The sequence below is a fragment of the Okeania sp. SIO2C2 genome (assembly GCF_010692625.1).
In the GTDB taxonomy this organism is placed as follows: Bacteria; Cyanobacteriota; Cyanobacteriia; order Cyanobacteriales; family Microcoleaceae; genus Okeania; species Okeania hirsuta.
Genome location: NZ_JAAHGM010000002.1, coordinates 223,235 through 235,347 on the forward strand (window position 1 = coordinate 223,235; position 12,113 = coordinate 235,347).

Sequence of the window (12,113 nt, forward strand, 5' to 3'; positions counted from 1 at the left end):
TCTTAAAAACAATGCTCAAAAAAGCACTCGTGACAGGTTCAGCAGTAGGAATAGGTAGGGCAATCGCTCTAGATTTAGCCAGTAAAGGATTTGATGTAGCATTTCACTATAACCGCAGTCCAGATGCAGCCAATCAAGCAAGTCAAGAAGCAGCTAACTACGGAGTAAAATCTATTGCCCTACAAGCAGATGTTACCAAACCCGAACAAGCTAAATCTCTAGTAGATAATTCAGCTAAACAACTGGGTGGTTTATCAGTAGTAGTTAATAATGTGGGTAACTACCTCAGAAAACCCATTAGCAAAACATCTATAAAAGAGTGGCAGGAAGTTATTAATTCTAACCTCAATGCCACTTTTTATATTACTCAAGCAGCACTTCCCTATCTCAGAGCAGCTAATGGCGCACGCATAGTTAACTTCGCTTGTGCTCATGCCCAAAATGTGGTAGCACGCCGGACAAATACAGCTTATATAATTGCCAAAACAGGCATCATCATCTATACTAAATCTTTAGCTCAAGAGCTAATTCAAGACAAAATTACTGTTAACGTAGTATCGCCAGGAATAGCCGAAAATTCTTTTGATTTAGAAGAAATGATTCCTAAATTACCAGCTAAACGTCCAGCAACTTTGCCAGAAATTAACCATGCTGTTTGGTTTTTTATTAACCCTAATTCTGATTATATTACAGGGCAAGTTTTAGAAGTTTCTGGGGGCTGGAATTTGTAGTTATAATTTTTTCATCCCTATTTTTGACAATTTATATTTTGATATTACTGATTATTTAAACGAAAAATAAAAATGAGTTCTAATCAGGAGGAAATACCAGAAATTAAAAAAACTGAATCTAACTCAGAAACTTGGATAATAGGCAAAGAATTTAGATTTGAAGCTTCCCACCAACTACCTAATCACGATGGTAAATGTGCAAGATTGCATGGTCATTCTTGGCGTGGTGTTATTTATGTTTCTGGTAATGAATTAGTAAATTCTGGTGGAAAGCAGGGAATGATTATGGATTATGGAGATATAAAAAAACATCTAAAACCCCTGCTTTATGATTATTTAGACCACTATCACTTAAACGAAACTACAGGCTTAGTTAATCCTACCAGTGAAGCGATCGCTAAATGGATTTATGAGCAATTAGAAAATAAAATTCCTGGACTTGTAGCAGTTAGAATTGATGAAACTTGTACGAGTAAATGTATTTATTCAAAAGGGAAAAGTAATTTTTTGATTCTATAAAATTAGGAGTGCTATACTAATTTATTACTCCTAAATTGGTTGTGATAAATTTGAGTGTATTTATTTTTTCCTGAAAAAATAATTTTTTTGATGTTATGGAAGTTGCTATTTTATTAGAGGTAATTGGGGTGAAATGATATTAGGTAAAGACACTAAATTATTTGTAGTAGGCAAAAAATATAACCTTAGAAATATATAGTGTTTAGAACTAAAAAGGCTTAAGTCCTGTAAATATTAAATTAATTTTTCACAGGTACTTATTATTGGTAATATTGCCAAATTATTACTATTAGACCTCTCCGGAAAAGAGGGAGTAGGGAGTAGGGAGTAGGGGGAAATAATTGATGATTTACCTACGATAATTGATTTGATTTTTTATGATTGGAGATGTCTATTAAATAAATAACAAAATGAAATTACTCAGTATACTCATTTTACTTAGTATCACTACTACCGTGTTGGCCTTGGTAATCTTAAGTTTTCCTTGGAGACATCCCTTGCTCACAAACTTACAGATGAAATCTTTATTAGGTGGATTTCGGATATTATGGGGAATTTATTTGCGAGGCAAGTACAGCTATACTCAAGTCACTGTGATAGACTCAGAAAAATATCTTTTACCAACAACATTAAAAGAGTTTGCCGATACTGAAAAAAATATCATCAGACAACCTTCTCGTCCAGTGGGAATTGAATATTTCTTTGCTGGTTTTGTCTACCCATTCTTACCCCTTGACTTAAGCGGATCTGATACTCCTAGTTGGCAGCGAATAATGCAGGGGTGATTAACTGTTGAACTAAAAATGTAGAAAGTTGTTGTTATTTGTATAAAAGTGGTATAATATCTAAAGTAGGTCTGAACAAAGTGGGATAAGGCGATGGATGAAAACTCAATCAAGGTAGTCCGAGTAACGACAACAGAGTTTGAATTAAGTGACGGGCGGGTATACGAACATCCAATACCATTGGAGTATGAAGAAGTACCATTACCTGAAGCTTTTCAACAGTTCTATGACCATTGGTTACATATTTGGCAAACAAACCATGACAAAAAAACTCCTAACTACATCTGAAGTTTGCATCATCTTAAATGTAACTCGGTGGACTTTAGCTAAATGGGAAAAAGCAAATAAATTAAAGCCAATCAGAACAACTGGTGGCCATAGACGCTTTCATGAGAGTGAAGTAAATGAATTGATGGGGGTAAAAACTCCGAGTGAGGCTCAAAACCACAAGGTAGTTGCCGTATATTGTCGAGTTAGCTGCCACGATCAAAAGAGTAAGGGAGACTTAGATAGACAGAAAGCTAGAACATTAGAATACTGTGTCAAACAAAACTACAAAGTTGAACACATTTTATCCGAAGTTGGTTCAGGGATGAATGATAATCGGCATAAATTAAACAGATTATTTGACTTAGTGCGCTCAAGGTTAATTAACAAAGTTGTTTTAGAACACAAAGATCGACTGACTAGATTTAACTTTAACTACCTAGATAATTTTTTTAGTAGCTATGGAGTTGAAATAGAGATGATAGAGTCAGTTTTTCCCAAGTCTTATGAGGCAGAACTTGTAGAAGATATAGTGTCTTTGATGGCATCATTTTCGGCTAAATTATATGGGAAACGGAGCAGCCAGCGACGTCAAAATCACATCAAGTCTCGCACTAAAGGGCAAGTTCAATGAAAGTTGTTGACAGACATATTATTAACCGAACACATCAGTATTGGCGGGTGTGCGATGAGTTAGCCTTTAAGTCGAAACACTTGTACAACTTAGCTAACTATTATTGTCGTCAACATTTTTTCAAGTGTTCAAAAAGTCTAGATTTAACCAAACTATATCACGCCACCAAAGATAGCGATGCCTATAGAGCATTACCAACTAAAGTATCAAAACAAATAATCAAATGCTTGGTTGCTACTTGGCGTGGTTATTTTCAAGCTATAAAAGAATGGTCAAAACATCCACAAAGGTTTCTAGGTAAACCAAAAATACCAAAGTATAAGGACAAAACCAAAGGCCGAAATGTAGTTATCTACTCAAACGAGTCTGTATATAAACGACGACTAAAGGAGGGTATTTGTCACTTATCTATGAGTGATATCAAAATACCTGTAGTGGTTGAGTCTGTAGTTGAAGTGAGGATAGTACCTGCAACTGGCTGCTATGTAATTGAAGTTGTGTATGAAAAAACTCAACAACAACATATAGAGTCTACATATGTAGCAGGAATAGATTTAGGGATTGATAGATTAGTTGCTCTAGCTACAAACAAGCCTGGTGTGAAACCTCTGCTTGTTAATGGGAAGCCACTAAAAAGCGTCAATCAATTATATAACAAGCGAAAAGCTAAATATCAAAGTGTGATCAAGGGCCAGAAAAAAACTAGCCGTAAGATTGAAGCGTTAACCTATCACCGAAATCGTTTTGTGGAGAATTATCTGCATAATACCAGTTTCTTAGTGGTTGAGTATTTAACCACAAATAATATTGGTACTGTAGTAATTGGAAAAAATGATCATTGGAAACAAGGTGCAAACATCGGCAAAAAAAACAACCAAAATTTTACTCAAATACCTCACTATAAGTTAATTCAACAGATAACTTATAAATGTCAACTGGCTGGGGTAAAAGTCATTGAAACCGAAGAAAGTTACACCAGTAAAACATCTGCGATTGACCTAGAAGAACCAATCTGCCATGAAAACTATCTAGGTAAACGAGTCAAACGTGGTTTGTTCAGAAGTGCAACAGGTAAAGTGATTAACGCCGATATCAACGGTAGTCTTCAAATAATTAGAAAGAAATTCCCAGGGGCATTTACTGCCGAGGGAATAGTGAGCTGTGCCGTACAGCCTGTATTGGTTAATCCAATATCAAGATAAAAGCTGTTACGATTTTCTACAGTTTTTTTCGTACGGTTTAAGGCCATTATGTCCCACTTTGAGCTTGAGGACAGATGTGGAGCGATCGCTAGAACACAAGTGTATAAGTTACCGAATTTAGGAGAAGAGTCAGTTAGGGATAGCATTTTGCGTTGTTTGGTTGTAGATATAATGTGGTGTGCTATTTTGGATATTGAAACAAAGGATGATAGCTGGCAGTTAAATACTAAGCAAGTTCTATACAACCTGATTGAAGATATTTGCTGTTGCTTTACAGAAAATCTAGACCCTGACTGGAAACAACGTTTGGAATGGTGTAAACATCTTGCCCACTTGTTTGAAGAGGGTGGGAAAAATAGTAGCAATTTGGATTTTTTAGTTCAGTTAAGAGTTACTTATTCTTTATCAATGCAAGAATGGTTAACAGCTATTATTATGGAATTTTTTGTCACCCCTGCTTTAGAAATTGGTGAGGTTGTTACTAATATTTTTCAAGAATATGAAGACCATCCAGAAATTCTAGAACGTGCTGTTAAGGATGAAAGATATCTGAGAGCTGTAATTTTGGCAATAGCTTGTAAGTACCCTGTTCTACAAACCATGTTTCGCGTAGCTGATGGTAAGGATACGTCCTATCATATTGATGTTGAAGTTGTTGATAAAACTGACTTACAATTTAATCCAGAAGATTTCTGCTCAAATAGTCCTCCCCCTTACCAATGGATCGGTTTTGGTAGTGGCCCTCGTGCTTGTAAGGGGCGTGTTCTGGCTATAAATATCATTGAATCTATAATACAAGCTATCTACAGTAAGTGTGAGGGATGGCCTAAAGTGGAAATTAGTAGTGGTAGGCGGGTACATCCTAGTGTTTCGTTAGATGAGCGATTTTTACGTCTTTATGGCAGGGCATGGGTTGGCCGTGTTTTTTATAGGATAGATAAAGTCATTCGACCTTCTTGCCCTCCTGCTCGCTTATATTTACCAGATTCTCTTTTTTGCTGATTATGCTCAAGCTATTGCAAAATTTATTAATGTTTTCTAGAGAATTAACTTTTTTAATAGAGCATTGACTTAATCAGAGAATAACGATATAATAGGTATTTAAGCATACCATTATACTGGCAATACCCATAGATGAAATCCATCAGAACTAAGCTCAAACTGAATAACAAGCAGAAAACCATGATGGCTCAACACGCAGGTTATTCCAGGTGGTGTTACAACTGGGGTTTAAGTTTGTGGAACGCAGCATATAAAGATGGCTATAAACCTAATGCCCGTAAATTGAGAGAAGTTTTTACCAACCACACAAAACCTCTTTATCCTTGGATGAAAAACTTGTCGTCTAGAGTTTATCAATACGCTTTTCCTTCGGAATGCTTCCCTACGGGATGCTACGCAAACGCAAACATCCACTTGGGTGAGACATTTAAAAGGTTCTTTTCCTGCGGAATGCTTCCCTACGGGATGCTACGCAAACGCAAACAAGGATTAGGTAAACACCCAAGGTTTAAGAAGAAAGGCCAACATGATTCCTTTCCTACGGAATGCTACGCAAACACAATTGATAATTGTGGGAAACCGATAAAACTAAACGGATGGAATCACAAATTACCTTTTATTGGTATCGTTAGAACTTATGAACCCATTGAGGTGGCTACTCAGAAAATAACTATTAGTAAACAAGCGGGTTCATGGTATCTTAGCTTAGCTTTTGAATTTACTCCCACTTCAACTCCAAAAACTACTGAAGTTGTAGGTGTTGATTTAGGTGTAAAAACCTTAGCAACTTTAAGTACGGGAGTTGTTTTCCCTGGTGCGAAATCTTACCGCTCCTTTGAAGACAAACTCTCCAGACTACAATACTTGCACCGAAATAAAATAATTGGTTCTGCTAACTGGAGGGCGGCACAACTCAAAATTGCCAAGCTACATAGAAAAATAGCTAACATCCGTCTTGACACACTTCACAAATTGACAACATATCTAGCTAAAAACCACAGCGTTGTTGCTATAGAAGATTTGAATATTAGCGGTATGTTAGCTAACCATAAGCTGGCGAAATCAATAGCAGATCAAGGATTTTATGAGTTTAGACGACAGCTAGAATATAAAACTCACTGGTACGGCTCTGAATTAGTAGTCGTTGATAGATTCTTTCCATCATCAAAAACTTGCTCGAACTGCGGTCATGTCCAAGATCTGCCCTTAAATGTGAGAACTTATGACTGCCCCGATTGTGGGATATCTATAGACCGCGTATGAGATGCAAGTATTAATTTAAGAAATGCGGTCGGGCAAGACCCGTGAATGCCTGTGGATGAGTAACCGCCGACGGCCTCAGTAGAAGCAGGAAGTAAACAGTAGAATATCATGCTATGTGACGTTTTATATCGGTTTTATGAAGCAGGTAAATTTATCAGGACTTACGCACGACGCACGAAAAAATAGCGTTTGAGATTGCTATCCGTTCCGGACTGCTGCGCAAACCCTGTGGGTCGCTTCGGACAGAAATACGTTGGAGGTGCGTAAGTCCTATTTATAATATTTGATATTGAATCTGCTGGCTTGGGAGTGATATAATTTCTACCTGCTAATGTGTAGTAACCTGGTATTAGATATCCCACAATACTAACATCTGCTCACAAAAACCAGGTTTCTCTAATAGACATCTCCAGAAAATAAATAAACCTTTTAATTAGAGCAGGCTAAGGATACGAAAAATTCACCCTAAAAAATCCTTTTTCGTCCCTTTTTCGTAAAAATATCTTACCTGTTGCCTGTTGCCTGTTGCCTGTTGCCTACCTTTGCTATACAATACCGATACTACCGGACATGATATGACTCGGTCCGACTGACTTTCCCTCCTGGGAGGGGCGCGTGGGTGGGTTGACTCCTAAGTTAAGTAATTAATATTAATATTATACACGCTCTTCAGCAACGCCTGGAAAAATTATAGACTTATTTTTCCATTTTTAATTGACAACTGGCAGCATTTTTATTCAATCGACTTTCCAGCAAAATTTGAAAATACACAAAAAACTTACCCATCTACTTGGTTAAATCTAGAGGGAGCAGTATAAGGTATACTAAAAGGTTAGAGGCTAGGGAATTAAAAAAATGGTCAACCAAAAACAACCTATCTTAAATAACGATGAAATTAAACAACTTTTTATTAAGGGCGTTAACATTTTTTTGGCAGGGTCAGCAATTACATTAGTATTTGGATTTATGATTTGGTTTGTCCATGGAACGATTATGGTTTCTGACCTATCAGAGAAAATTGTTGCTAAAGGTTGGGGTGCTTTAATTGCACTAATGGCTGTATTTTTATCTTTTATTGTACCTTCAATTGTTACTCTTTTTGGATTTGCGGTAATGGCATTATTAGTGTGGTGGTTATCTCGGGTTTTTTCCCAATATGAGGAATTTCAACCTACTGCTTTAATTGTTTATCAATTAGTAGCGCCTGTGGGAATGATAGCTGCTTTAATTTTAGCTTCACCAGTGTTGATTTCCTATGCAGTTATTCGCTTATTTAATGGTAGTGGGCAAGCTTTAATTTCTGAGGTTAAAGAAGCATCAAGTATTCTATTGCCACTTGAATCTGATAATAAGTTTATGGGTGGAACTCCAGCAGTTGAATCTCAATATTTAACAGGGGAAAAACTTATGAGTAGAACTCAAGCGGTTGAAACTCAATATTTAGAAGGAGAAAATTAGGAAGTCATACCGTTTCACGGAAGTTAAAAGTCAAAAGTTAAAAGTCAAAAGTAAGATTTTATAAATTCAAGACTTTGACGAAACAGTAGTTTCAGGAAATTATTTCACATTTAAAGTTTGAAATTATTTGTGACATCTTTAAAGTGAATTGGTATCAGAAGTCAGAAGTTATTGGTTACGGGTCAATACGGTTCAGTTAAAGATTTTTTTTTGAGTTCTGTAATCTGAAAATCTTATCTAATGGTTCTATATCATCAGAGTTTTGGTCTTATCTGAACAGTATTGGGTTACGAGTAGAAACATTCTCGCTTAGAGGTAAAAAGTTTACCCAAGCAAAAATGGAATGAAAAGACTAAACCCCTACAGTTTTTTTTCACCAATCATTTCATATTGCTATAGTCGGAAACGAATAATAATTTGTTTAATCTAATTAGGGTTTGCTGAAAAAGTCTTATTGGTGAGGGTAGGAGACAGCTATACTGGAGACAGGAGACAGGATAAATGGGTACTTAGAGGAGGTAGGAGTAAGAATTGTAAGAATGATTTTTCTGCCCAACTATGCGCCTAAAATACTAACTTTTTAAGTGTGAAGAGCTGAAAAACAGGCACTTTTGTTGAACAAAAAAAGGCTAAAACCTTTATCTGTAAATACTTTTAGATTTAATCAGCAAGCCCTAATTAGGAAAAATGATCGTGAATTTCAGGAATAGTTAATCCTCTTGAAGTATTTCCTACTCTAATATAAAATTCTAAACCTTTTTCGGTTTTAAGGAATGACTTTTTTAGCGATCTTTTGACATCAACAATACAAATTTCCTTGGTTTCTAAAGTTTCAATACGGACTTTAATATATTGAGGAAAACCAGCTCTAATGCGGTCATAAATAAAATTAGATAATGTTTGTTTAAATTTGTCTAGAGTTTCCAAGAAAGAAATATCTTTTTCTAAACCAAAAATATTACCATTCTCTTCAACTCCTATTAATAAAGTTCCTCCTTGAGAATTGAGAAAAATAACAATTGTTTTTAAAACATTAAATTTTAACTTTTCATTTTTGTGATATTTTTCAATATCCCATCGTAAAGTACTTTTAAATTCTAAAGTATCGCTTTCCCCTTGTTTAATCAATTCATCTATAGGTTTAAACTCGTCTATTTTACGAATAGTCGTTAAAAATCTTCTTAATTTTCGTTCCTCAATTTTTTGATTCAGTTCTTCTTCTGTATCTGCTACTTCTATGACTGTTTGATTAATAACTGCAATATATTTCCCCCAATATTGGTCTTCTAAGTGTTCTCTATTTTTTTCAATCCATCGGTCATTTTTAACGTTACCCCAACTATTAAAATCAGTAATTGCTTCTTTAATAGACTTGTCTAAAATTTCAAAAACATCGCCTTTCATATTCTTGGAAATATAATCCCAAGCACCTTTTTTAAAAGCATCGCGACAGTCAGTTACGCTATCATTTGCTGTTAAGATAATCACAAAAGAAGAAAGATTTCGAGATTGAACTTCCTCTAGGACAGCAAAACCACTATCATCTGCTTCCATACGCATATCAGCAACAATAATGTCAAAAGGATTTTGTAATTTTTCTGTTGCTTCTTTAGCGCTAACTGCTGTTTCAATATTTTGATAACCAAAGTCTTCTTTTAACAACTCTATTAATTCTTCGAGATAATTTGGGTTATCTTCAACTAATAGTAAATGAACGTTTTTTGTTTCCATAGTTAATCCTGTTATTTTTGAATTTTGATTTAACTTTTGTTAGCGATCACCATAAGTAATATACATTTCAAACATTACATCATTTTCTCTGGTTTCTTGAATATAACCTCCAATTTCATATAGAGTTCTACGAATAATATGCAATCCTAAACCACTACCTTGACATTTTTTGGAAGTAGTGATTAGGGGTTTAAATATCCATTATTTTTGATTTTCAGGAATAACTTTACCATTGTCAGAAAATTCTATTAATAAATATTTTTTTTCTCCAGGTATACTCTGACCTATGATACCTTTAGCTTTAATAATATCTTGAGATTTCATTTTGATAATTAAATGTTTTTGGTATTAATTATGTTTTATATCATGTTCCCCCTCCGGGGGAGCTACGAATTGCGGTTGAATACTTATAAATAACTATTGTGAGTTCTCAGGAGTCAACCCACCCCTCGCCCCTCCCCCTCCCAGGAGAGGAAGTCAGGAGTCAGGAGGGAAGAAAGGAGAAAAAGAGGAAATATTGGTATTGGGGGTATTGATAATTTCAGTATTTATTTGGTACTGTCGGTATTGTCAGTCCTTAAATTTTATTTATAACTGACCCGTCCGAACATAATATTAGAGAATTTTCCACCATTTCATTTAAAAAACTTTTGATTTTTTCTTCATCTCCATAAGATTCTGAGTCACCATTAATAATTGATCATTGAATTTATGTATTTTAAATTTTTGGATTAACTTGCCATTTTTCAAATATTTTTTTCACTAGAAAGTGTTGATTTTTAATAGCTATACCTTTATTTATTGCTTTCAAATCGCTCAAAGCAGCTTCAGTTAATTCTAGTTGAGTTCAAAGTTTTTTAAACTGGGAATAGTTTTGAGATTCACTACCAATTTTACGGATCACCCGACGAGTTTTTGACTTAATAACTGCTAATTCATTATTGAAAAAGTCAGAAATATCATGGGCAGTTTTAGAAATAACAGATAGGATTTCTTGGTAATGACCTTCAGTAATTTTGTATATTTTGTCTTGTTGTGTTTATCTCCGTTCGGCAATGTTTTCTACTAATTTTTCAATTTTTTCAATAATGTCATTTAAAATTAAATTTTTGTCTTGATAGTTCCTTAAAATACGGTAAGCAATACTTTTTAAAATAGCAATTTCGTTGCCTATTTTATGATACTATGATACATTTATTCGTTAAGCATTTTCGTATCTTCTAACTTAATTTTGGGATCAATTCTATCGAAATATTCTTCTGAGGTTAAGTTAAGAGTTAACATTTTTAAAGCATCAGCATAACGAGGTGAGTGTTGAGCAATTTCGTCTAGCTTTTCTATAGTTTTTTTGTGATCAGAGTTATTAGCTAAAATACTTCTGGCACTGTAGAGTAAAGTTTTTTCTTGATCGTCATAATTATCAACTGCTTCATCGAAATATTGACCGCCTTTTTTTGGTTGTTTAATAGAATAATATAGTCTTCCTAGTGTTAGTCGAATTACATTGGCATGGTATTGTAATAAATCAGTTAAATTAATTTTTTCTAGTTGTTCAGTTGCTGGTTGATATTGGCCTGATTCTTCTAGTGCTGTTGCATATTTGTATCGTATATAGTTATTATCTTCTAACTTTAAATGATTTCTCAAAAAATTTACAAGATTCTTCAAATTTGCCTAATTCTATTAAAGCAATAGCATAGCTAGTAAGAGTTTTAACATTATCAGGTTCCAATTTTAGAGCTTTTTCAAAATAAAGTTTAGCTTGAAGAAGGAGACAGGAGACAGGAGACAGGAGACAGGAGGAAAATTACATGGGGATTTCATCCCTGGGAATTTTGAACACCGTGTAGACGGTGGGGTATTAAACCCACAAAGAAAATGATAATTAACAATAATACCATGTCCGGTTGAACAGTTATAAATAAATGATGGAGAAGTCAGGAGTCAGGAGTTAGAAGTCAGGAAGGAAGAAAGGGGAAGAGAAGGAGAAAGTTTTTTTATCACTAATTATCCGGACATGATATAACATCAGTATTATCAGGTTCTAGTTCCAAAGCTTGTTCAAACCAAGGCAAAGATTCTTGGGTTTTTCCTAATTTTATCAAATAATTGGCATCGTCAATAATGCCTTGTAGAGATACTCTTAAAAAAGGAAAAGATTCTACACTTTTGCCTAATTTTATTAAACCATTAACGTAATTATTAATAGTTTTGACATTATCAGGCTCAAGTTGTAGAGATTTTTTAAATAAAGGTAAGGATTTTTCTATTCTGTCTGACTTTATTAAAGCACTAGCATAGTTAGTAATAGTTTTAACATTATTAGGCTCAAGTTGTAGAGATTTTTCAAATAAAGGTAAGGATTTTTCTATTCTGTCTGACTTTATTAAAGCACTAGCATAGTTAGTAACAGTTTTAACATTATCAGGTTCCAGTTGCAGAGATTTTTCAAATAAAGGTAAGGATTTTTCTATTCTGTCTGACTTTATTAAAGTATTAGCACATTTATTGATAACTTTAA

14 protein-coding genes are annotated in these 12,113 nt (G+C 34.5%); 9 read left to right on the forward strand and 5 right to left on the reverse strand.

Going from position 1 to position 12,113, the window contains the following annotated elements:
• The first annotated feature begins 11 nt into the window (after positions 1 to 11).
• The 9 genes from tmpR to F6K18_RS01870 all read left to right on the forward strand — a co-directional run bounded on the left by tmpR (position 12) and on the right by F6K18_RS01870 (position 7,861).
• Positions 12 to 731, forward strand: a complete 720-nt coding sequence (gene tmpR, locus F6K18_RS01830) for a bifunctional dihydropteridine reductase/dihydrofolate reductase TmpR (RefSeq protein WP_287518073.1) — start codon at positions 12 to 14, stop codon at positions 729 to 731.
• A gap of 72 nt (positions 732 to 803) precedes the next feature.
• Complete coding sequence (gene queD / locus F6K18_RS01835) at positions 804 to 1,250, forward strand: 6-carboxytetrahydropterin synthase QueD (protein ID WP_287518075.1); 447 nt, start codon at positions 804 to 806, stop codon at positions 1,248 to 1,250.
• 410 nt (positions 1,251 to 1,660) lie between these two features.
• The gene (locus F6K18_RS01840) at positions 1,661 to 2,035 is read left to right on the forward strand and encodes a hypothetical protein (RefSeq protein ID WP_287518077.1); all 375 of its coding nucleotides are present in this window, start codon (positions 1,661 to 1,663) and stop codon (positions 2,033 to 2,035) included.
• Between the two features lie 93 nt (positions 2,036 to 2,128).
• Complete coding sequence (locus F6K18_RS01845) at positions 2,129 to 2,323, forward strand: hypothetical protein (protein WP_287518079.1); 195 nt, start codon at positions 2,129 to 2,131, stop codon at positions 2,321 to 2,323.
• Complete coding sequence (locus F6K18_RS01850) at positions 2,295 to 2,936, forward strand: IS607 family transposase (protein ID WP_287518082.1); 642 nt, start codon at positions 2,295 to 2,297, stop codon at positions 2,934 to 2,936. The genes F6K18_RS01845 and F6K18_RS01850 overlap by 29 nt, the downstream gene beginning before the upstream one ends.
• Positions 2,933 to 4,138: a transposase gene (locus F6K18_RS01855; protein ID WP_287518084.1), complete on the forward strand. Its 1,206-nt coding sequence runs from the start codon at positions 2,933 to 2,935 to the stop codon at positions 4,136 to 4,138. Before F6K18_RS01850 ends, F6K18_RS01855 begins: the two co-directional genes overlap by 4 nt.
• A gap of 48 nt (positions 4,139 to 4,186) precedes the next feature.
• Positions 4,187 to 5,140 carry a cytochrome P450 gene (locus F6K18_RS01860; protein ID WP_287518086.1) on the forward strand — a complete coding sequence of 318 codons (954 nt, stop codon included), beginning with the start codon at positions 4,187 to 4,189 and terminating at the stop codon, positions 5,138 to 5,140.
• 132 nt (positions 5,141 to 5,272) lie between these two features.
• Complete coding sequence (locus tag F6K18_RS01865; protein ID WP_287518088.1) at positions 5,273 to 6,403, forward strand: RNA-guided endonuclease TnpB family protein; 1,131 nt, start codon at positions 5,273 to 5,275, stop codon at positions 6,401 to 6,403.
• Between the two features lie 855 nt (positions 6,404 to 7,258).
• On the forward strand, positions 7,259 to 7,861 hold the full coding sequence (locus F6K18_RS01870) for a hypothetical protein (protein WP_287518090.1): 603 nt from the start codon (positions 7,259 to 7,261) through the stop codon (positions 7,859 to 7,861).
• 678 nt (positions 7,862 to 8,539) lie between these two features.
• Here F6K18_RS01870 and F6K18_RS01875 read toward each other — a convergent pair.
• The 5 genes from F6K18_RS01875 to F6K18_RS01890 form a co-directional block, all read right to left on the reverse strand.
• Entirely contained in the window at positions 8,540 to 9,592 is a 1,053-nt protein-coding gene (locus tag F6K18_RS01875) for an RNA-binding domain-containing protein (protein WP_287518091.1), read from the reverse strand.
• Positions 9,593 to 9,793: 201 nt separating this feature from the next.
• Positions 9,794 to 9,916: a hypothetical protein gene (locus tag F6K18_RS01880; protein ID WP_287518093.1), complete on the reverse strand. Its 123-nt coding sequence runs from the start codon at positions 9,914 to 9,916 to the stop codon at positions 9,794 to 9,796.
• An 870-nt stretch (positions 9,917 to 10,786) separates the two neighbouring features.
• Positions 10,787 to 11,260, reverse strand: coding sequence for a hypothetical protein (locus F6K18_RS01885; protein WP_287518094.1), 474 nt, complete (start codon positions 11,258 to 11,260; stop codon positions 10,787 to 10,789).
• Positions 11,211 to 11,324 carry a hypothetical protein gene (locus tag F6K18_RS36330; protein WP_161564675.1) on the reverse strand — a complete coding sequence of 38 codons (114 nt, stop codon included), beginning with the start codon at positions 11,322 to 11,324 and terminating at the stop codon, positions 11,211 to 11,213. Before F6K18_RS36330 ends, F6K18_RS01885 begins: the two co-directional genes overlap by 50 nt.
• A 271-nt stretch (positions 11,325 to 11,595) precedes the next feature.
• On the reverse strand, positions 11,596 to 11,697 hold the full coding sequence (locus F6K18_RS01890) for a tetratricopeptide repeat protein (protein WP_287273877.1): 102 nt from the start codon (positions 11,695 to 11,697) through the stop codon (positions 11,596 to 11,598).
• Between the last annotated feature and the right edge of the window lie 416 nt (positions 11,698 to 12,113).